The following is a 20446-nucleotide window of genomic DNA, read 5'->3' on the forward strand; positions in this document are numbered from 1 at the left end:
CCGGCTCAAGGACAATACAAAAAGCGCAATAAAAAAGAGGAGCCATCAAGGCTCCTCTTTCACATTCCGCGGGTATTTGAGTCGAACTCAGACCCCGGCCTTGGCCAGGGCGGCGGAGACGATCTGCTGGGCTTCCTGCTGGATGAGGTCCAGGTGCGCCTCGCCCTTGAAGCTCTCCATGTAGATCTTGTAGATGGACTCGGTACCGGAGGGGCGCGCCGCGAACCAGCCGTTCTCGGTCACCACCTTGAGGCCGCCGATGGCGGCATCGTTGCCCGGCGCCTTGGTCAGCTTGGCGACGATGGGCTCGCCGGCCAGGGTGGAGGCTTCCACCAGCGCCGGATCCAGCTTGGAGAGCACCGCCTTCTGGGCGCTGTTGGCCGGGGCGTCGATGCGGCGATAGCTGGAGCGACCGAACTTGGCTTCCAGCGCATCGTAGTGAGCCTGCGGATCCTTGCCGGTCACCGCCAGAATTTCCGCGGCCAGCAGCGCCAGGATGAAGCCATCCTTGTCAGTGGTCCAGACGGTGCCGTCTTTGCGCAGGAAAGAGGCGCCCGCGCTCTCCTCGCCACCAAAACCGAACTCGCCGCTGTAGAGGCCATCCACGAACCACTTGAAGCCGACCGGCACCTCTTTGAGGGTGCGGCCGATCTCGCCGGCCACCCGGTCGATCATGGAAGAGGAGACCAGCGTCTTGCCGACCGCAGACTCTTTGGACCAGCCGGTACGATGGGTAAACAGATACTGGATCGCCACCGCCAGATAGTGGTTCGGGTTCATCAGGCCCGACTTGGTAACGATGCCGTGACGGTCGTAGTCGGGGTCGTTGCCAAGGGCGATGTCGAACTTGTCCTTGAGGGCAATCAGGCTGGCCATGGCGAACGGGCTGGAGCAGTCCATCCGGATCTTGCCGTCTTTATCCAGGGTCATGAAGGAGAAGGTCGGGTCGACCTTGTAGTTCACCACCTCAATGTTCAGACCATAGGTTTTGGCGATGACGTCCCAGTAGGCGACGCCGGAGCCGCCCAGCGGATCGACACCGATCTTGATGCCGGCCTGCTTGATGGCCTCCATGTCCAGCACGTTCTTCAGGTCATCCACATAGGGAGTGACATAGTCGTGCAGGGCCACGAACGGGCTCTTGAGGGCCTCGGCGAACGGCATCCGTTTCACGCCGGCCAGACCCGCTTCCAGAATCGCGTTGGCGCGATCCTCCACCCACTTGGTGATCTCCCCTTCCGCAGGGCCGCCGTGGGGCGGGTTGTATTTGAAGCCACCGTCTTCCGGCGGGTTGTGGGACGGGGTGATCACCACGCCGTCGGCGCGCGCGGCAGGCTTGCCCGCATTGTGGCGCAGGATGGCGTGAGAGATGACCGGGGTCGGGGTAAAGCCGAGGCCGGCCTGAATGCGGGTCTCGACGCCGTTGGCGGCCAGCACTTCCACCGCACTGGCAAAGGCGGATTCAGACAGGGCGTGGGTGTCCATGCCGACAAACAGCGGGCCCGTGATGCCGGCCTGCTGGCGATACTCCACCAGCGCCTGGGTCACCGCCAGGATGTGGGATTCGGTGAAGGCATTGTGCAAGGCGCTGCCGCGGTGGCCAGAGGTGCCGAAGGCAACCCGCTGCTCGGGGCGGCTCATGTCCGGCTTGTTGAGGTAGTAGGCGCTGACCAGACGGGGAATGTTGGTCAGGTCGCTCAAACGGGCCGGCTGACCGGCGTGGGAATGCTGTGCCATGGCGTTGTCCTTGCTTGATGGCGGCCTTGCCCAGCAAGGCCTGAGTCTGATGAACCGTTAGATTGCGCCGCACACCCGGGCAATCACCTCGTCGCCATACCCCATGCTGGCCATCAGCTGGGCCACCATGTTCTGTTTGCGACTGGTGTTGGTGTTGGTGATCACCCAGAACGGGGTTTGTGGCACCTGCTTGGGCTTGGTGGTGCTGCCGCTGGCGCGCAGGGCATCGGGATCCCGCGAGAAATAGACGCGCTTGCGCCCCTTGATTTCGGTGGCCTGGGTAAACCCGACCGGATCATCCCGGTAGAGGGTACTGAGCACCTGCATGAAGCGGTTGATGGACTTCTCTTCTTTTTGCAGCTCGCCGGAATTGAGCAGCGTGTCCAGCCCCATGGCGTCGGCCACGGTGGGCGACGGAGCCGCCGTCACCTCTGCTGCGACCAGCGAGGCCTGGCGGGCGGGCTGTTCCAGCAGGCGGCGCAGGATATCGGAGGCACTCTCGCCGATGTGCCGGGTCTGGCTGGCAATATAGAAGTAGAGATCGTCATCAAGCTCGATGGTTTTCATAGGGATGCGCTGGACTCGTCGAAATTCGGATGCGGCGATTATACATAGGCAAACCCGGCAGCCCAAGCAAGGGGCGGACAGATGTGCATGAATCTCATCGAGAATACGGCATAATAGCGGCCCAAGTGTGTGATCCGTCGCACTGATAGCCGATCTGGCTGGCTTTTTTTAGGAAAAAAACCACATTTTTTTGCTCCGTGATGAGTGAAATCCTTTTCTTTCCAGTGCGTTAAATCATGGCGAGCAACGTACTCACGACCGACAAGGTGTCATTTTGCAACAAAACCCATTATTGAACTTCAAGGAGCAGGGCCAGGGCCAACCCGTCGTGCTGATCCACGGGCTGTTCGGCAGCCTGGACAACCTGGGCCTGCTGGCACGCCCGCTGAGCGAACAATACCGGGTCATCAGCGTCGATCTACGCAACCACGGCGCCTCCTTTCACTCCGACGAGATGAGCTACCCGGCCCAGGCAGCCGATCTGCTCGCCCTGCTGGATCGGCTCGGGCTTGAACAGGTGGCCATCGTGGGCCACTCCATGGGGGGCAAGGTGGCCATGCAGGTTGCCAAGCAGGCGCCGACCCGCGTCGCCAGGCTGGTAGTGGCCGACATAGCGCCGGTCGCCTACCCTCACGCCCGCCACCAGAACGTGTTTGCCGGCCTCAATGCCACGCTCGCGAGCACTCCGCAAAGCCGCAGCGAGGCGGAAGCCATCCTGGCCGAGCATGTCGAGATCGCCGGCGTGCGCCAGTTCCTGCTCAAGTCCTTCGCCAAGGGAGAGTCGGGTTGGGGCTGGCGTTTCAACGTGCCGGCCCTTGAGCGCAACTACGCCAACATCATGGGCTGGCCCGATCCACAGAGCCGTTTCGAAGGGCCTGCGCTCTTCATCAAGGGGGGTGATTCCGACTACATGCTGCCCGCGCATACCGAGACGGTGATGGCGCAATTTCCCGCCGCCAAGGCCCGGGTCATCGCCGGCACCGGTCACTGGCTGCACGCGGAAAAGCCGGTTTTGTTCAACAAACTGGTTGTGGATTTCCTGTCGACAGGCGGTTAACAGTTTCAAATCCTTTGTGATATAGTGCGCCCGTCATAAGGAGTGTGCGCAATCCATGCTAAGTGAACATATCGACCTGATCGAGAGTCTGGGCCTGAAGTTATTCTTTGTGGCCATTTTCGTATTGATTGGCCTGGCCATTCAGGACGTGCTCAAACGCGGCAATGTGCCCCGTTTCGGCCGATTCATCGTCTGGTTGGTACTCTTCCTGGGTTGTGCAGGTTTTGTCGCCAAGGGGCTGATCGAACTGGGCTGGGAAGGCTCAGGCATCGGCTAACTTATTTCCATCTGTGATGTATGGCCAAACAGCAAACTGATCGAACAACACTGGATCTGTTCGCAAACGAGAAGCGCCCCGGCAGGCCAAAGACCAACCCACTCCCCCGCGAGACCCAGCTCAAGATCAACAAGCGCAACCAGCTCAAGCGCGATCGAGAGAACGGCCTGAAGCGGGTAGAGTTAAAGGTGGAGGCCGAATTGCTGGAGCGCCTGAACCAACTTGCGTTACAACAGAACGTCAGCCGAGCCGAGCTGATCCAATCTATCCTGAAGCAACAGATTGAGTCTGCACATGCAGCAGGCATCGCAATCTGACCGTTAAGCATTAACACCAGATACGGGTAACTAAACACTATGGCTAGTGTAGGTCTGTTTTTCGGCAGCGATACCGGTAATACCGAAGCTGTCGCCAAGATGATCCAGAAAGAACTGGGCAAACAACTGATTGAAGTCCGTGACATTGCCAAGAGCAGCAAGGCCGACATCGACAGCTTCGATCTGCTGATGTTCGGTATCCCGACTTGGTACTATGGCGAAGCCCAGGCCGACTGGGACGACTTCTTCCCCGAGCTGGAAGAGATCGACTTCACCAACAAGCTGGTCGCCATCTTCGGATGCGGCGATCAGGAAGATTATGCCGAGTACTTCCTCGACGCCATGGGCACCCTGCGTGACATCGTCGAAGCCAAAGGCGCCATCGTCATCGGCCACTGGCCGACCGCCGGTTACGAGTTCGAAGCCTCCAAGGCGCTGGTGGACGACAAGCATTTCGTGGGTCTGGGCATCGACGAAGATCGCCAACCCGAGATGACTGCCGAGCGCGTCAAGGGCTGGTGCAAACAGCTGCATGAAGAGATGTGCCTAGCCGAGCTGGAGTGATCCACGCTTGCCAGCACCTCTGACAACAAGGGCCCCGCGGGGCCCTTGTTGTTTTCTGGTCATACGCTCTCGCCGCCCCTGTGCTCGGGCTTGGCCCGCACATAGAGGGTGCGCTTGACCTGGGCCACCAGCTCGCCCTGGCCATCCTGTACCGTCACCTCGAACTCGGGAAAGTGCTTGTCTCCCCCTTCGGTCGCCGCGACTATGGCGGCCAGCTTGCCGTCAGTCAGGTTGAATTCGGCCACCAGCTTGCCCTTGCCCGGCTTGATGTAGTTGATGCTGCCCGCCTTGTCCCAGACGTAATAGCGGTTCCTGAAATAGCCCATCAGCATCAGCGGATAGATGGGATCCGTCATGGCGAACATGCTGCCGCCGAACTGGGTGCGGTTGGCGTTCTTGTTCCACCAGCGGGACTTGAGGGTGACCCGGCAGAAGCGAAAATCATCGCTCAATGTCTCTATCTTGATGCCCGCGCCCCAGAAGGGGGGCCAGGCGTTGAGGGCGCGGCGCACCCAGGCCGCGTTGTCAAAAAGCCAATCCATGGATCTCATCCGACCAGAGTGAAGAAGGTTACATTTTATCAACATTCGGCGGGTGAGCAAGCCGCCGTCACAATCCGCACAATTCGTGGATAGGCGGTCGATCGCGCTAAAGCCCTTGAATTACTGGGTTTATTTTTAGGTGAGCTACGACCTATAATGACAGGCCAAGCGAGTTCGTGGTTGCCATTACAGCGGCAGTCAATCAGAATAACCACACCTTCGAGAATGCGAATAAATAGAAATGGCAGACAACAACCAAGCGTTAAAAAAGGCCGGGCTCAAGATCACCTTGCCCCGCGTCAAGATCCTGGAAATCCTGCAACAGCCGGACTGCCAGCACACCAGTGCGGAAGATCTGTACAAACGACTGATCGACCAGGGTGAAGAGATTGGTCTCGCTACCGTCTACCGCGTTCTCAACCAGTTTGATGATGCCGGTATCGTCACCCGTCACCACTTCGAAGGGGGCAAGTCGGTGTTCGAGCTGGCCACCCAGGAACACCACGACCACCTGGTCTGCCTCGACTGCGGCAAGGTGATCGAGTTCTCCGACGAGGTGATCGAGCAGCGCCAGACCGAGATCGCCAAGAAGCACAACATCCGTCTGACCAATCACAGCCTCTATCTCTATGGCCACTGCGCCGCCGGCGACTGCAAGCACGACGATTGATTGGCAGAACCCGCGCAATAAAAAAGCCAGCATGATGCTGGCTTTTTTGTGTCCATATTCCGGACAAGAAAGGGCAGGGTCTCCCCTGCCCTCCTTCATCAGGCCTCGGCCTTGCCCCACACGTCGCGCAGGGCCACGGTGCGGTTGAACACCAGGTGCTCCGGGCTGGAGAGCTTGTTGTCGGCGCAGAAATACCCTTCACGCTCGAACTGGTAAGCCTGCTCCGGCTTGGCATCCTTGAGGGAAGCTTCCACGCGGGCACCCTCGATGATCACCAGGGATTCCGGATTCAGGGCCGCTTCGAAGTCCTCTTCGGCACCCGGGTTCGGCATCTTGAACAGACGATCGTAGAGGCGCACTTCGGCCGGCAGGGAGTGAGTGGCGCTGACCCAGTGGATCACCCCTTTCACCTTGCGGCCATCCGCCGGGTCCTTGCCCAGGGTCTCGGGATCGTAAGAGCAATAGATGCAGGTGACCTTGCCATCGGCATCCTTCTCGACCCGCTCGGCCTTGATGACATAGGCATTGCGCAGGCGCACTTCCTTGCCCAGCACCAGTCGCTTGAACTGCTTGTTGGCTTCTTCTTTGAAGTCCGCTTCATCGATGAGGATCTCGCGGGTGAAGGGAAGCGTGCGGGTGCCCATCTCGGCATTGCTCGGGTGCGCCGGGGCAGTCAGCACTTCGTCGGCGGCCAGGTTCTCGATGACCACCTTGACCGGATGCAGCACGGCCATGGCGCGCGGGGCATTCTCGTTGAGATCTTCGCGGATGCAGGCTTCCAGCATGCTCATCTCGACGATGTTGTCCTGCTTGGTCACACCGATGCGCTTGCAGAACTCGCGGATGGAGGCCGGGGTGTAGCCGCGGCGGCGCAGGCCGGAGACGGTCAGCATGCGCGGATCGTCCCAACCGTCCACGTGCTTCTCGGTCACCAGCAGGTTCAGCTTGCGCTTGGACATGACGGTGTACTCGAGGTTCAGACGAGAGAACTCGTACTGGCGCGGGTGGCAATCGATGGTGATGTTGTCCAGCACCCAGTCGTACAGGCGACGGTTGTCCTGGAACTCCAGCGTACAGATGGAGTGGGTAATCCCTTCCAGGGCGTCCGAGATGCAGTGAGTGAAGTCATACATGGGGTAGATGCACCACTTGTCACCGGTCTGGTGGTGGTGGGCAAACTTGATGCGATAGATGACGGGGTCACGCATCACCATGAAAGGGGAAGCCATGTCGATCTTGGCGCGCAGGCAGGCGGTGCCTTCGGCAAACTCGCCGTTCTTCATCTTCTCGAACAGGGCCAGGTTTTCTTCCACGCTGCGATCGCGGAACGGGCTGTTCTTGCCCGGCGCGGTCAGGGTACCGCGGTATTCACGCATCTGCTCGGCAGAGAGCTCGTCCACGTAGGCCAGCCCCTTCTCGATGAGCTCGATGGCATAGCCGTGCAGCTTGTCGAAATAGTCGGAGGAGTAGCAGATCTCGCCGTTCCACTGGAAGCCGAGCCACTGCACGTCCTGCTTGATGGACTCAACGTACTCGATATCTTCCTTCACCGGGTTGGTGTCGTCGAAGCGCAGGTTGCACTGGCCCTGGTAGTCGCGGGCGATGCCGAAGTTCAGGCAGATGGACTTGGCGTGACCGATATGGAGATAACCGTTCGGCTCGGGCGGAAAACGGGTATGCACACTGGAGTGCTTACCGCTGGCCAGATCTTCATCAATGATCTGACGAATAAAGTTAGTTGGGCTGTTCGCCTGACTCATGGCTCACCTCAAAAATGCGTCACTGGCGGAAGTTGTGCCGGCTGGCACCCTCAACCCCCCGCCGTCAAGCCGGATATGATCCCTCATTACGCGCCCTGTCTCAACCTGAATTTGCCCGTTTCGGGGTACTGGCGCCGCAAAACGCCCCGCACTGGTGGCCGGTTTGACTGACTGGCGAAAAAAAGACCCCGCACGAGGCGGGGTTCAAGGTGATGAAAAACAAAAACAGACAATACACACACAACAAAGGCTCACACGCACAGTCAACCTTTCCCAAGCCCGATGGCCATCGCCCTTGGGAAAGGCGGGTCTTGCGACCCACCTTGCGTTATGGACTGAGGGCTATCAGTTCAGCTCGGTGACGCGGCTGGTGCGCTTGCCGTCGAAGCTGGTGGTACGCAGGTAGACCTTGCCGTTGACGCTCGGCTTGGCGGCAGCGTCGTAGGCGCTCCAGCTCTTGCCATCCAGGCTGTACTGGATGGGCAGACCCGGCAGATCAACGTTCGCTTCCAGCACGCCGTTCACCACCTTGGCGCCCGGTACGGAGAGGCGGTATTCCACCCCGGCCTGATCCAGTTTCGGCAGCACGCGCTGACCCAGCACGTTGGCAAACTGGTTCCACTCCTTGTTCAGGGTGGCCTTGTTGACGAACTTGGTGGTGCCGGAGAACTCGCGGTTCTTCACGTAGTCCAGCTCGAAGCCACCCTTGTGCCAGGCGCGCTCGGCCATGGAGAAGATGCGCGGGTAGACCATGTACTCGTATTGCGCGTCGGTACGCACGGTTTCACTCCACTGCTGACCGGAGATCCCCTTGAACTTGACCGGATCCTGGTCACCCTTGGCCACGAAGGCGTTGCCGTCGCGGTCAACCGAGGTCTCGGCGTTCTGCGGCAGGTTTTCCGGGGCGAAGGCGAACACCTTGCGGGTGTCGTTGAAGCGGGTGGCCCAGTAGTAGCCGCGCTCGGCCGGGTGTACCTCGTTCGGGAAGTCGAAGTAGAGGTAATCCGGGTTGGAGAGCACCACGTCATAGCCCTTGTGCGCCCACTTCATCGCTTCGTTGAAGCCACCCCAGTAGAGGGTTTCCCAGAAGTTGACCCGGGTCTTGTCGGTGGCGAACACGCTGGCGTCAGTGGCGTACTTCAGACCATCTTCCCACGCCTGCAGGGTGGAGAAGCCGTGGCCCTTGACCATCTCGCTCACTTCCTTGGCGAAGTAGACCGGCAGCTCGGCCACGTCCTTGATCTTGCCCTCATCCACCATCTTCTGGCACATGGGGGACTTGCCGAACGGCTTGTCCTGCTTGCTGGAGTCGACGTTGCCCTTCCAGGCCACCAGATCTTCTTTCTTGGTGACGGCCGGGTCCTGGTAACCACCGCCCTGCATGATGTTCTTCGCCTCGTCACCACCGTAGTGCCAGGCGGTCAGCGGTTGACCGGCGGCCTGGTGCATCTGGGCCACTTCGTCCATCACCTTGGCCACAAAGGTGGCGGCGCCCGGCTGGCAGGGGTTGATGAAGGACATCTTGTCGTAGAACTGCACCGAGGTGACGTTGGAGGTATCGGCCGGGTCGGTCAGACGGAACTGGTTGGCCTCGGCCTCTTTACCTTCAGCCATCAGACGCTTGTAACGCGCCTCCATGGAGACCACGGCGGCACGGGCGTGGGCCGGCATGTTGATCTCGGGGATCACGGTCACGCCGCGGGCCTTGGCATAGCGCACCAGGTCGATGTAGTCGGCCTTGCTGTAGAAACCGGAACCCTGGTTGTCGCTGGTCGGGCCGGAGCCCAGCTGCGGCATCAGGCACTTGGTTTCGGACTCGTCATGGCAACGCTGGCTGCCGACGTCGGTCAGCTCCGGCAGGCCCGGGATCTCCAGACGCCAGCCTTCATCGTTGGTCAGCCCCAGGTGCAGCACGTTGAGCTTCATGGCGGACATCTGATCCACCAGCTTCTTCAGGGTCTCGGGGCTTCTGAAGTGACGGGCCACGTCGGTCTGCATGCCGCGGTATTCAAAGCGCGGGGCATCCTCGACGGTCATCTGGCTCACCAGCTTGTCGTTGACTCCCAAGAGGGAGATCAGGGACTGGGCACCCCAGAAAGCGCCGTCAACGTCGTGCCCCTGCACCACAGTGCCCTTCTGGCCTATGGTCATGTCGTAGCCTTCAGCCTGCTTGAGCTTGCTGTCGAGCTTGATGGTCACTGGGTAGCCGGTGTCGGAGAGGGTAACACCCAGCTTGGTCAGTTGAGCCTTCAGGGCTTCGGCGCGATCGCTCGGCAGGTCGAGGGCATTGAGCTTGATGGTGGAGAAGTCGACCTGCGGGCCGGCCTTGACCACCTGCTTCATCGGGGTCGGCAGGATCTGGTTGTCGACCTTGCCAGCCGGCAGCAAGGTGCTGGTCTGGTTGGCGGCGAAACGGGTTTCGCTGTTCATCAGGATGTTGTTGTCATCCTTGGTCCGCTTCCAGCCATCGGCCGGCATCGGCTTCTCGTAGGTGGTGGCATCGTCGATGTTGCTCATGCTGGCCAGCACTTTCGGCTCGGCCCCTTCGCTGGCGACATACCAGTTCGGCATGATGTCAGATTCGAACAGTACCCAGTACTCCACCACCAGCGGCACTTCGACCGTGGCATCCTTGGCAAAGCCCTGGAACTTCTCGGTCGGCGTCAAACGATAGAGGTCGCCGGTCAGATGGGTGATGGTGAACTGGTCGTTGTCTACCCGCTGGATGCGACGGATGGAGGAGACATAGATGTTCCAGTCTTTGGAGGTGACGTCAGCACCGGTGTTGGTCAGGTGCAGCTTGGCAACGCCGCAGCTCGCCCACTCGGAGCCCAGCGCCTGACAGTCGAGGCCGGCGCCGGCACCGTCGTTGGTGACGACTTCGTACTTGACGACGAGGTTGCTGGCGAGGGCGTCGACCACGGCTTGCTTGGCGGCATCGGCTGCAAGTGCCGGACCGGCGAAAACGGTAGACATGGCAATGGCTAACAGAGAATGTTTCAAGTTCATAACTGCTGCTCTCATTTGAAGTAAAGGTTGGATTTTCTTGGCTTTTTTTATATGGGGCCCCGAGGCGGGGCCCTTAGTTATGTCAACAATGGACTTAGACTTGAGGCGAGCTTGGCGCCCGATTAACGCAGGGCCTTCATCTCACCGGCGATGATTTCGGCCAATGGGCCCAGAATCACCTGCAGGTTCTGCTCACCGAGCTTGACCACACCGGCCGCGCCCAGGGCTTTGAGCTTGCGCTCGTCAACGATGCTGCGATCTTTCAGGGTCAGACGCAGACGGGTGATGCAGGCATCGATGGTCACCAGGTTCTCCTGGCCGCCCAGCACTTCCAGGTATTGCTTGGCCAGCTCGGTGCGGTCGGTGGTTTGAGCCTGTGCCGGTACCGCTTCGTCATCTTCACGACCCGGGGTTTTCAGGTTGAACTTGGCGATCACTGCGCGGAAGACCACGTAGTAGAGACCGAAGAACACCAGACCCTGCGGGATCAGCATGTACCAGTGGGTCGCCAGCGGGTTACGTGACTGGATAAACATGTCGACAAAACCAGCACTGAAGCCGAAGCCAGAAATCCAGTGCATGGAGGCGGCGATGAACACGGAGATACCGGTCAGGAACGCGTGGATGACGTACAGTACCGGCGCCACGAACATGAAGGAGAACTCGAGCGGCTCGGTCACCCCGGTGAAGAAGGAGGCAAAGGCGGCGGCGATCATGATGGACGCAACCTTGTCCTTGTTCTCTTTCTTGGCGGAGTGGTAGATGGCCAGTGCGGCGCCCGGCAGACCGAACATCATGATGGGGAAGAAGCCGGCCTGATACATGCCGGTCACACCCACGACCGCCTTGCCGGCGTCAATGGAGGATTGACCGCCCAGGAAGTTCGGGATGTCGTTGATGCCGGCCACGTCGAACCAGAACACGGAGTTCAGGGCGTGGTGCAGACCAATCGGGATCAGCAGACGGTTGAAGAAGGCGTAGATACCGGCGCCGGTGGAACCCAGGTTGACGATGGATTCACCAAAGCTCACCAGACCACCGTAAATGACCGGCCAGACGGCCATCAGGACGAAGGAGACGACGATCATCACCACGGAGGTCACGATCGGCACCAGACGACGACCGGAGAAGAAGGCCAGCGCCTTGTGCAGTTCCACACCACTGAAACGGTTGTAGAGCTCGGCCGCGATCACACCGGTCAAGATACCGATAAACTGGTTCTCAATCTTGCCAAATGCAGCAGGCACCTGGTCCAGCGGGATCTGCTGGATTTGGGATACCGCGCCCGGGCTCAGCAAGGTGGTCACCACCAGGAAACCGACCAGACCGGCCAGCGCGGCAGAACCGTCTTTGTCTTTGGACATGCCATAGGCAACACCCACGGCAAACAGGATGGCCATCTTGTCGATGATGGCCGCACCCGCCTTGATCAGGAAGGCGGCCAGCGCGCTGTCACCACCCCAACCATTCGGGTCAATCCAGTAGCCAACCCCCATCAGGATCGCGGCGGCAGGCAATACCGCTACCGGCACCATCAAGGCCCGGCCGATCTTTTGCAAATAACCGAGAATGTTCACGGTTCCTCTCCTTAGTTAATGTTTTTCTAGAAATTAAGTGCTTATCACGTTTGACGCATAAGCCATCAAGGCTTGATTGGCAGTCTAGGGCTTTTATTTCGCTGCGCAAATTAATAAACCTGTAATCGTGATCATTATCACCCAAACGAGATAAAGGTGGCGGATAGATGTGGCTTAGTTCGCAATCTTTATTTACGCTATAAAACAACTTGAATCCGTCCCGCTCTTCTTGCCGCCGACATCCCGGCCGCAACCCGTACAGAGGTATCTACAATGCGCCTGATCCCGTTGAAATCTGCCAGCCAAGTGGGGCTGTGGTCCGCCCGTTACATCGTTGACCGTATCAATGCGTTCAAACCCACTGCCGATCGCCCCTTCGTACTGGGCCTGCCCACTGGCGGCACTCCGCTCAACACCTACAAGCGCCTGATTGAACTGCATAAAGCCGGTGAGGTGAGCTTCCAGAACGTGGTCACCTTCAACATGGACGAGTACGTCGGCCTGCCGGAAGACCACCCCGAGAGCTACCACAGCTTCATGCACAACAACTTCTTCAGCCACATCGACATTCGCCCCGAGAACATCAACATCCTCAACGGCAACGCGCCGGATCTGGTGGCCGAGTGCAAGCGCTACGAAGACAAAATCAAGTCCTACGGCAAGATCCACCTGTTCATGGGCGGAGTCGGCAACGACGGCCACATCGCATTCAACGAGCCGGCCTCATCCCTGGCCTCCCGCACCCGGGTCAAGACCCTGACCGAAGACACCCGCATCGCCAACTCCCGCTTCTTTGGCGGCGACATGGAGCAGGTGCCCAAGCTGGCGCTGACCGTGGGCGTCGGCACCTTGATGGATGCCGAGGAGATCATGATCCTGGTGACCGGTCACGGCAAGGCGCAGGCCCTGCAGGCCGCGGTGGAAGGCAGCGTCAACCACATGTGGACCATCTCCACCCTGCAGCTGCATCCGAAGGGAATGATGGTGTGTGACGAGCCCTCCACCATGGAGCTCAAGGTCAAGACCGTGCGTTACTTCCAGCAGCTCGAAGCCGCCAACATCGGCCGTCTGTAAGGAGTCACCATGTACGCATTGACCAACTGCACCCTCTACACCGGCAGCTGCGTGCTGACCGGTTACGGGGTGGTCATCGAGGGCGACCAGATTGTCGCCATCTCCCACCAGGCCGAACTGCCGGCCGGCATCGAACAGATTGACCTCAAAGGGGCCAACCTCTGCCCCGGCTTCATCGACGTGCAGCTCAACGGCTGTGGCGGCGTCATGTTCAACGGCCACATCACCACCGAGACCCTGGCGACCATGCAGGCCGCCAACCTGAAATCCGGTACCACCAGCTTCCTGCCGACCCTGATCACCAGTCCGGATGCGGACATGAAGCAGGCCGTCGCCGTCACCCGCGACTACATGGCTGCGCACCCCAACGAGGTGCTGGGCGTCCATCTGGAAGGCCCCTACACCAACCTCAAGCGCAAGGGGATCCACCCGGCCGAGCAGATCCGCCAGCCCGCCGACGAGATGATCGACTTCTTCTGCGCCAACGCGGATGCCATCGCCAAGATCACCCTGGCGCCGGAGCGCAACAAACCCGAGCACATCCGTCGTCTGGTGGAGGCCGGCATTCTGGTCTCCGCCGGCCATACCGCCGCCAATTACGATCAGGCTATGGCCGGGTTCGACAGCGGCATTCGCTTCGCCACCCACCTCTACAACGCCATGACCCCGACCCTGAACGGCCGCGAGCCGGGCGTGGTGGGTGCCATCTATGATCGCAAGGATGTCTACGCCGGCGTCATCGTCGACGGCCATCACGTGCACTGGGCCAACGTGCGTCTCGCGCACAAGATGCTGGGGGAACGGCTGGTGTTGGTCACCGACGCGACCGCGCCGGCAGGGGCACCGGAAGGCTTTGAGAAGTTTGATTTTTGTGGCGCAACCGTCTATTTCCGCGATGGTCAGTGCGTCGACGAGAATGGTACACTCGGCGGCTCTGCCCTCACCATGATCGAGGGGGTGGAAAATCTGGTCAAACAGGTCGGATTACCGCTCGATGAAGCACTGAGAATGGCCACCCTTTACCCTGCACGCGCCATTGGATGGGACTCACGTCTCGGTAGTATCCAGGTCGGAAAAATAGCCAACCTGACTGTCTTTGATCAGGCCTTCACGGTCTGCGGGACCGTGGTTAACGGACACTACACAACACAGTGACACTATGACTGGCGGACAAATAGCAAACGTAGATCTTATCAAGCAGGTCAACAGTGCAGCCGTGTATCGGCTCATCGACCTGCAGGGGCCCATCTCGCGGGTCAAAATTGCCGAGTTGAGTCAGCTGGCCCCGGCCAGCGTGACCAAGATCACCCGGCAACTGATCGAGCATGGCCTGATCAAGGAGACCTCGCCGCAAGCCTCCACCGGTGGACGGCGCGCCATCTCCCTGACCACCATCAAGCATCGCTTCCAGTTTGTGTCCGCCAAGCTGGGTCGCGGTTACCTGCAGCTGAGTCTCTATGATCTCGACGGCAAGGAGCTCGACCAGCATGTCACCCAGGTGACCGAGATCGAGCAACAGCCGGTGGTCGACATGCTGCTGCGGGAGATCGGTGCCTTCATCGACTCCCAGCAGGATCGCAGCCGCAACCTCATCAGCATCGCGCTGACCATGCCGGGCCTGGTCAACCCGGAATCGGGCATGGTCATCTACACCCCCAAGTACCAGATCCGCAATCTGGCGCTGGCCAAGCTGTTGGAAAACCACTTCAACCTGCCCTGCTACGTGGGCAACGACACCCGCTCGCTGGCGCTGGCCGAGCACTTCTTCGGCGAGTCCCGCGACTGCATGGACTCCATTCTGGTAAGCGTCCATCAGGGGGCGGGCTCAGGCATCATCACCAAGGGCAAAGTGTTCCTCGGTCAGAACCGCAACGTCGGCGAGATCGGCCACATCCAGGTCGAGCCGCTCGGCAAGCGCTGCCACTGCGGCAACTTCGGCTGCCTGGAGACCATCGCCTCCAACGAGGCCATCGTCGACAAGGTGAAGGAGCTCATCAGCCGCGGCCACCTGAGCTCGCTGCAGGAGAAGCACATCACCATCCAGGAGGTGTGCAAGGCGGCCATGGCCGGTGACGAGCTGGCCCGCAGCGTGATCGAGAACGTGGGTGAGCATCTGGGACGGGCTGTGGCCATCACGGTCAACCTGTTCAACCCGCAGAAGGTGCTGATCGCCGGCGAAATCACCGCCGCCGAGGAGATCCTGTTCCCGGCTATCCGCCGCTGCGTGGAGCACCAGTCTCTGCCAAGCTTCCACCGCGGCCTGCCCATCGTGAAGGCACGCTTCCAGAACCAGCCTACCGTCGGCGGTTTCGCCCTGGTGAAGCGGGCCCTGCTGGAGGGAGACCTGCTGCAGATCATCATGGAGCAGAAGTAGGGCCGAGGCCTTGCGAAACAACAACGGCAGCCAGTGGCTGCCGTTTTTTTATTGGTCGCTTTCGCCGGTTCACACCGCCCGGCACGGCTTGAACAGATCCAGCGCGCCGTTGTAGACCTGGGTCTGCACATCCATGATCCCCAGCATGGAGTGGAACAGGTTGTCGTGGGAGAAGCGCTTGCTGGCCGCCTCCTGCTGCAGACAATCCAGATCCAGCTTGCGGTCGGCCTGCAACTGGGGGGAGAACCAGGTCATCAGCGGCACCCGGGTCTGATCGTCCGGCGCGAACTTGTAGGGGGTGCCGTGCAGGTAAAGCCCCATGGCGCCCAGAGATTCGCCGTGATCCGACAGATAGACCAGCCCCACGTTGTAATCCTGCTCCAGCGTCTTGAGCTTGTCGATGAGACGGGCCACCACCTTGTCGGTGTAGCGGATGGTGTTGTCATAGGTGTTGACCAGCTCTTCATTGGTGCAGTTTTCGATGTCGCTGCGCGGGCAGTCCGGCACGAAGGTCCGTTCACTGGCGGGATAGCGGCGATAGTAGGTCGGGCCGTGGCTGCCCATCAGGTGGAAGGCCACCAGCTTGTTGCCCTTCATCTGCGCGATCTGCCGATCCAGCCCCTCCAGCATCACCTCGTCGTAGCAGGATCCCTTCTGGCAGTACTGGGGAAAATCCTTGGCCTCGATCTCGATGGTGGGCACGTTCTTGCACACCCCCTTGCAGCCGCCGTCGTTCTCCTTCCACAGCACGGAGACACCGGCGTGCTGCAGCACATCCAGCATGCCGTCGCGGGACTGGGCCAGGGTGTCGTCATAGCCGCGTCGCGTCAGGTTGGAGAACATGCAGGGCACCGAGACCGCGGTGGCGGTGCCGCAGGAGCGCACGTTGCGAAACGAGACCATGCCCGATTCCCTCGCGGTGAAGCTGTTGGTGACCTTGCCGTAACCGTTGAGGGAGTAGTTCTGGCTGCGCGCCGTCTCCCCCACCACCAGGAACATCAGGGTCGGCTTGCTGCCCTGCCCCACCACCCTGGCGTCCGTGCCCAGCTGCTGATACGGGATCGGGGTGGCGAACAGGATGTCGGTGGCGTAACGATAGAGGCCGTGCACATAGTTGGCGGGCACTATCTCCTTGCCGAGGGACTTGTTGTTGCGCCCGACCGAGGCGTAATCCTGGTAATAGAGGGCGGCCACCCCCACCAGAAACAGCAAGGAGAGGGCGATGGAGCCGAGCCGCAGACCCAGCCCCTTGTACCAGGGACGGGGATATTCAATCTTCACCCACAGCAGGGCCAATGCCGGCAGCAGGCCGGTCAGCGCGAACCAGAGCAACACGGAGCCATTGAGGTAGGAAGCTGCCTCCCCGCTGTTGGTCTCGACGATGTTCTGCACCATGCTCACGTCGAAGATGACCCCGTATTTCAGCATGGCGTAGCTGACCACGGATCCCATCAGGATCAGCAGCACGAAGAAGGGCTTGAGCAGATAGCGAAAGGTAAAGGGCAGGAACACCGCATTGAGCGCGGCCAGCAGCACGAAGGGGATCGAGACGACGAAGCCCGCCTTGACGTGTTCCAGCTTGGTAAGAATGGTGTAGAAGTGGAGGAAAATGGGCCAGTTGAAGAGCAGTGCAAACAGCAGCACCAACAACAGATTCACCTTCATCACACCCAAGGTGATACGCATAACGATACTCCGACAAACCAGACAAGACAGGGGGCCTGGCAACAGCCCCTCTTTGGATCTTCCGCGCCGGCGCCCTCTTCCCGAGGTGCAGACCGGCCGTGGGCGCGAGGGCCCCGGGACGCAGGCAGGGTAGAAAACCAAACTTAAGGGAGAATTAAGGCGGGGCCTGTTCTGGCCGAAGGGCGGGTCGATGCGGGTTATACGGATGAAAAAAAACGGCAGCCGAGGCTGCCGTTTCGAGGAATATTGCCGACCTGATTACAGGGTGGCGGCAACTTCGTCGGAGATGGAACCGTTGTGGTACACCTCCTGCACGTCGTCCAGATCTTCCAGCATGTCGATGAGGCGCATCAGCTTGGGCGCGGTCTCGGCATCCAGCTCCGCTTCGGTGGAGGGGATCATGGTCACTTCGGCGCTCTCGGGTTTGAAGCCAGCGGCTTCCAGACCATCCAGCACGGTGCCGAAGTCGTTCGGGGTGGTGTACACCTCGATGGTGCCATCTTCTTCGGTCACCACGTCGTCGGCACCGGCTTCCAGAGCGGCGTCCATCAGGGCATCTTCATCGGCGCCTACGAAGGTCAGTACACCCTTCTTGGTGAACAGGTAGGCCACGGAGCCGTCGGTACCCAGGTTGCCGCCGCACTTGCTGAAGGCGTGACGCACTTCGGCCACGGTGCGGTTGCGGTTGTCGGTCAGGCACTCCACCATGACGGCAGAGCCGGCCGGGCCGTAACCTTCATAGACGATGGTTTCGAGCTGCTCGCCGTCACCACCGCCGGCGCCACGCTGGATGGCACGGTTGATGGTGTCACGGGTCATGTTGCTGGTCAGGGCCGCCGCCACCGCCGCACGCAGGCGCGGGTTGTTGGCCGGGTCGGCATCACCGAGACGCGCGGAGGTGGTGATTTCGCGGATCAGCTTGGTGAAGATCTTGCCGCGCTTGGCGTCTTGCGCCGCCTTGCGGTGTTTGATGTTGGCCCATTTACTGTGACCTGCCATAGGGACTCTCCGTTATAGTTTGAAATTTCAGTAACACAGGTTGCGACTACCCGGGGAAACGGGAAAGGCCGCATTGCTGCGGCCCTGGTTGCCGATAAAGGCTTATTCGTCACCCTTGACGGTGGTCGCAATCGCCAGCTCGCCCAGCTGGGTCGGGTTGGCAAAACTGGGGGCGTCGGTCATCAGACAGGCGGCCGCCGTGGTTTTCGGGAAGGCAATCACGTCCCGAATGTTCTCGGTACCGGTCAGCAGCATGCTGAGGCGGTCCAGGCCGAAGGCCAGGCCGGCGTGCGGCGGGGTACCGTATTTGAGGGCATCCAGCAGGAAGCCGAACTTCAGGCGCTGCTCGGCCGGGGTAATACCCAGGATGTCGAACACGGTGGCCTGCATCTCGCTGTTGTGGATACGGACAGAACCGCCACCCACTTCGTAGCCGTTGATCACCATGTCGTAGGCGTTGGCGTAAGCGCCTACCGGGTTGGCTTTCAGCTGCTCCGGGCTCAGGCCGCTCGGCGCGGTGAACGGGTGGTGCATGGCAGCCAGACCGCCTTCACCATCCTCTTCGAACATCGGGAAGTCGATGACCCACAGCGGCTTCCAGCTGTTCTCCAGCAGACCCAGATCGCGGCCCACTTTCAAGCGCAGGGCTCCCATGGCATCGCACACCACTTTCTTGGAGTCAGCGCCGAAGAAGATGATGTCGCCATCCATCGCACCGGTGCGGGTCAGGATCTCGCGCACGATGGCGTCGGAGAGGAACTTGGCCACCGGGGACTGCACGCCTTCGATGCCGTTGGCGGCTTCGTTGACCTTCATCCAGGCCAAGCCCTTGGCACCGTAGATGCCGACGAACTTGGTGTATTCGTCGATCTGCTTGCGAGAGAGCTCGGCGCCGCCCGGTACTTTCAGGGCAGCCACGCGGCCTTTCGGATCGTTGGCGGGGCCGGCGAACACGGCGAACTCGACCGCGGTCAGCAGATCTGCCACATCCACCAGCTCCATCGGCAGGCGCAGGTCCGGCTTGTCGGAGCCGTAGCGACGCATGGCTTCGTCGAAGGTCATGATCGGGAAGTCGCCCAGATCCACGTTCAGGATGTGCAGCCACAGTTTGCGGATCATCTCTTCCATGATTTCACGCACTTGCGGTGCGGTCATGAAGGAGGTCTCCACGTCGATCTGGGTGAATTCCGGCTGACGGTCGGCACGCAGGTCTTCGTCACGGAAGCACTTGACGATCTGGTAGTAACGGTCGAAGCCGGACATCATCAGCAGCTGCTTGAACAGCTGGGGGGACTGCGGCAGAGCGTAGAACTTGCCCTTGTGCACGCGGCTCGGCACCAGATAGTCACGGGCCCCTTCCGGGGTGGCCTTGGTCAGCATCGGGGTCTCGATGTCGAGGAAGCCGTGCTCGTCCATGAAGCGACGCACGAAGGCACTGGCCTTGGCGCGGGTTTTCAGGTACTTGGCCATCTCGGGGCGACGCAGATCCAGGTAGCGATACTTGAGGCTCACCTCTTCGCTGTTGACCTGGTTGAAGTCCAGCGGCAACGGCTCGGCACGGTTGATGATGGTGAGCTCGTGGGCAAACACCTCGATGGCACCGGTGGCCATGTCGCTGTTGCGCTGGGAGTCGGGACGGGTGCGCACCACACCGGAGACCTGAATGCAGAACTCGCCGCGCAGTTCGGAGGCCAGGGCGAAGGCGTCCGGTTTGTCCGGATCGAAGAACACCTGGACGATGCCCTCGCGGTCACGCATGTCGATAAAGATGAGGCCGCCCAGATCGCGACGACGATGGACCCAACCGCACAATGTAATGGTCTGCCCTGCATGGGCCTCATTGACCTGTCCGCAATAGATAGAGCGCATGGACTTCTTCCTTCGAAATTGTAGAGAGACGGTTAACCTGGGTCGCCGGGCACGACTGGCAAGCACCGTCTGTCTCACAGCTGGCCAGATCCTGCTTCTTGCCCGGTTTGAAATCTGTCTCGTACCGTCCGACCGCCGGGATCGGACACCTGCCGCCGATATCGGCTCGACCAGAGGCGGCTGGCAAGCGGCCGGGTTGTCGGGCGGAGGGCATCGGCAAGCGATTGTTGTTTGGCCGCATCATGGCCGCTGCCGTCGTCACAATATGCGTACAGCGGCGTGAGTCACAACAAATTGGCAAACAAAAGGGCTGGCATTATAGAGGAAAACCCCCATTTGGGTAAAATGGCCAGCAGCCTCCTTTGCC

The 20446-nt window shown here is 60.4% G+C and carries 17 protein-coding genes; 8 read left to right on the forward strand and 9 right to left on the reverse strand.

The genetic code is table 11. The annotated features are described in order from the left end of the window. Positions 1 to 87: 87 nt before the first annotated feature. Together pgm and seqA are read right to left on the reverse strand one after the other, a co-directional pair. Complete coding sequence (pgm, locus tag ACB031_RS10445; protein ID WP_041216614.1) at positions 88 to 1737, reverse strand: phosphoglucomutase (alpha-D-glucose-1,6-bisphosphate-dependent); 1650 nt, start codon at positions 1735 to 1737, stop codon at positions 88 to 90. 57 nt (positions 1738 to 1794) lie between these two features. Continuing rightward, entirely contained in the window at positions 1795 to 2304 is a 510-nt protein-coding gene (seqA, locus tag ACB031_RS10450; RefSeq protein ID WP_371139513.1) for a replication initiation negative regulator SeqA, read from the reverse strand. A gap of 292 nt (positions 2305 to 2596) precedes the next feature. On the opposite strand from seqA, the gene ACB031_RS10455 reads away from it, so the two are divergent. From ACB031_RS10455 to fldA, 4 genes are read left to right on the forward strand one after another with little or no spacing between them, the layout of a single operon-like run. Continuing rightward, on the forward strand, positions 2597 to 3361 hold the full coding sequence (locus tag ACB031_RS10455; protein WP_279485550.1) for an alpha/beta fold hydrolase: 765 nt from the start codon (positions 2597 to 2599) through the stop codon (positions 3359 to 3361). Between the two features lie 55 nt (positions 3362 to 3416). Then, positions 3417 to 3638 carry a DUF2788 domain-containing protein gene (locus tag ACB031_RS10460; protein ID WP_005299172.1) on the forward strand — a complete coding sequence of 74 codons (222 nt, stop codon included), beginning with the start codon at positions 3417 to 3419 and terminating at the stop codon, positions 3636 to 3638. Positions 3639 to 3658: 20 nt separating this feature from the next. Then, on the forward strand, positions 3659 to 3955 hold the full coding sequence (gene ybfE / locus ACB031_RS10465; protein WP_005299169.1) for a LexA regulated protein: 297 nt from the start codon (positions 3659 to 3661) through the stop codon (positions 3953 to 3955). A gap of 39 nt (positions 3956 to 3994) precedes the next feature. Beyond that, positions 3995 to 4519: a flavodoxin FldA gene (gene fldA, locus ACB031_RS10470; protein WP_005299167.1), complete on the forward strand. Its 525-nt coding sequence runs from the start codon at positions 3995 to 3997 to the stop codon at positions 4517 to 4519. Positions 4520 to 4578: 59 nt separating this feature from the next. Here the strand turns inward: fldA and ACB031_RS10475 are convergent, their stop codons facing one another. Further along, complete coding sequence (locus ACB031_RS10475; RefSeq protein ID WP_162519935.1) at positions 4579 to 5061, reverse strand: DUF4442 domain-containing protein; 483 nt, start codon at positions 5059 to 5061, stop codon at positions 4579 to 4581. 241 nt (positions 5062 to 5302) lie between these two features. Between ACB031_RS10475 and fur the strand changes: the two genes are divergently transcribed. Beyond that, positions 5303 to 5731, forward strand: a complete 429-nt coding sequence (gene fur / locus ACB031_RS10480; RefSeq protein WP_005299160.1) for a ferric iron uptake transcriptional regulator — start codon at positions 5303 to 5305, stop codon at positions 5729 to 5731. 98 nt (positions 5732 to 5829) lie between these two features. Here the strand turns inward: fur and glnS are convergent, their stop codons facing one another. The 3 genes from glnS to nagE form a co-directional block, all read right to left on the reverse strand. Beyond that, a complete protein-coding gene (gene glnS / locus ACB031_RS10485) occupies positions 5830 to 7491 on the reverse strand; it encodes a glutamine--tRNA ligase (RefSeq protein ID WP_126882169.1) in 1662 nt (553 codons plus the stop codon). Positions 7492 to 7836: 345 nt separating this feature from the next. Further along, positions 7837 to 10500 (reverse strand): beta-N-acetylhexosaminidase, encoded by a 2664-nt coding sequence (locus ACB031_RS10490; RefSeq protein WP_371139514.1) that lies wholly within the window; start codon positions 10498 to 10500, stop codon positions 7837 to 7839. 122 nt (positions 10501 to 10622) lie between these two features. Further along, entirely contained in the window at positions 10623 to 12077 is a 1455-nt protein-coding gene (nagE, locus tag ACB031_RS10495) for an N-acetylglucosamine-specific PTS transporter subunit IIBC (protein WP_024942845.1), read from the reverse strand. Between the two features lie 273 nt (positions 12078 to 12350). Between nagE and nagB the strand changes: the two genes are divergently transcribed. Genes nagB through ACB031_RS10510 form a run of 3 tightly spaced genes read left to right on the forward strand, consistent with a single transcriptional unit; the run spans position 12351 to position 15525 of the window. Beyond that, entirely contained in the window at positions 12351 to 13151 is an 801-nt protein-coding gene (nagB, locus tag ACB031_RS10500) for a glucosamine-6-phosphate deaminase (RefSeq protein WP_017766092.1), read from the forward strand. Between the two features lie 9 nt (positions 13152 to 13160). Continuing rightward, positions 13161 to 14306 carry an N-acetylglucosamine-6-phosphate deacetylase gene (nagA, locus tag ACB031_RS10505; protein ID WP_017783866.1) on the forward strand — a complete coding sequence of 382 codons (1146 nt, stop codon included), beginning with the start codon at positions 13161 to 13163 and terminating at the stop codon, positions 14304 to 14306. A 4-nt stretch (positions 14307 to 14310) separates the two neighbouring features. Next, positions 14311 to 15525, forward strand: coding sequence for an ROK family protein (locus tag ACB031_RS10510; protein ID WP_010634486.1), 1215 nt, complete (start codon positions 14311 to 14313; stop codon positions 15523 to 15525). Between the two features lie 69 nt (positions 15526 to 15594). Here ACB031_RS10510 and ACB031_RS10515 read toward each other — a convergent pair whose 3' ends face one another. The 3 genes from ACB031_RS10515 to aspS form a co-directional block, all read right to left on the reverse strand. Then, on the reverse strand, positions 15595 to 17211 hold the full coding sequence (locus ACB031_RS10515; protein ID WP_371139515.1) for a phosphoethanolamine transferase: 1617 nt from the start codon (positions 17209 to 17211) through the stop codon (positions 15595 to 15597). A 258-nt stretch (positions 17212 to 17469) separates the two neighbouring features. Next, positions 17470 to 18210: a YebC/PmpR family DNA-binding transcriptional regulator gene (locus tag ACB031_RS10520; protein WP_099358499.1), complete on the reverse strand. Its 741-nt coding sequence runs from the start codon at positions 18208 to 18210 to the stop codon at positions 17470 to 17472. 102 nt (positions 18211 to 18312) lie between these two features. Beyond that, positions 18313 to 20079, reverse strand: coding sequence for an aspartate--tRNA ligase (gene aspS, locus ACB031_RS10525; RefSeq protein ID WP_019838554.1), 1767 nt, complete (start codon positions 20077 to 20079; stop codon positions 18313 to 18315). Positions 20080 to 20446: the final 367 nt, after the last annotated feature.

This window comes from Aeromonas sp. S8(2024), assembly GCF_041403085.1.
Taxonomy (GTDB): domain Bacteria; phylum Pseudomonadota; class Gammaproteobacteria; order Enterobacterales; family Aeromonadaceae; genus Aeromonas; species Aeromonas dhakensis.

What these genes read in the sequence shown, in the direction of transcription:
- pgm (WP_041216614.1), bottom strand. Translation starts at nt 1,737, where the DNA reads ATGGCACAGCATTCCCACGCCGGTCAGCCGGCCCGTTTGAGCGACCTG.
- seqA (WP_371139513.1), bottom strand. Translation starts at nt 2,304, where the DNA reads ATGAAAACCATCGAGCTTGATGACGATCTCTACTTCTATATTGCCAGC.
- ACB031_RS10460 (WP_005299172.1), top strand. Translation starts at nt 3,417, where the DNA reads ATGCTAAGTGAACATATCGACCTGATCGAGAGTCTGGGCCTGAAGTTA.
- ybfE (WP_005299169.1), top strand. Translation starts at nt 3,659, where the DNA reads ATGGCCAAACAGCAAACTGATCGAACAACACTGGATCTGTTCGCAAAC.
- fldA (WP_005299167.1), top strand. Translation starts at nt 3,995, where the DNA reads ATGGCTAGTGTAGGTCTGTTTTTCGGCAGCGATACCGGTAATACCGAA.
- ACB031_RS10475 (WP_162519935.1), bottom strand. Translation starts at nt 5,061, where the DNA reads ATGGATTGGCTTTTTGACAACGCGGCCTGGGTGCGCCGCGCCCTCAAC.
- fur (WP_005299160.1), top strand. Translation starts at nt 5,303, where the DNA reads ATGGCAGACAACAACCAAGCGTTAAAAAAGGCCGGGCTCAAGATCACC.
- glnS (WP_126882169.1), bottom strand. Translation starts at nt 7,491, where the DNA reads ATGAGTCAGGCGAACAGCCCAACTAACTTTATTCGTCAGATCATTGAT.
- ACB031_RS10490 (WP_371139514.1), bottom strand. Translation starts at nt 10,500, where the DNA reads ATGAACTTGAAACATTCTCTGTTAGCCATTGCCATGTCTACCGTTTTC.
- nagB (WP_017766092.1), top strand. Translation starts at nt 12,351, where the DNA reads ATGCGCCTGATCCCGTTGAAATCTGCCAGCCAAGTGGGGCTGTGGTCC.
- nagA (WP_017783866.1), top strand. Translation starts at nt 13,161, where the DNA reads ATGTACGCATTGACCAACTGCACCCTCTACACCGGCAGCTGCGTGCTG.
- ACB031_RS10510 (WP_010634486.1), top strand. Translation starts at nt 14,311, where the DNA reads ATGACTGGCGGACAAATAGCAAACGTAGATCTTATCAAGCAGGTCAAC.
- ACB031_RS10515 (WP_371139515.1), bottom strand. Translation starts at nt 17,211, where the DNA reads ATGCGTATCACCTTGGGTGTGATGAAGGTGAATCTGTTGTTGGTGCTG.
- ACB031_RS10520 (WP_099358499.1), bottom strand. Translation starts at nt 18,210, where the DNA reads ATGGCAGGTCACAGTAAATGGGCCAACATCAAACACCGCAAGGCGGCG.
- aspS (WP_019838554.1), bottom strand. Translation starts at nt 20,079, where the DNA reads ATGCGCTCTATCTATTGCGGACAGGTCAATGAGGCCCATGCAGGGCAG.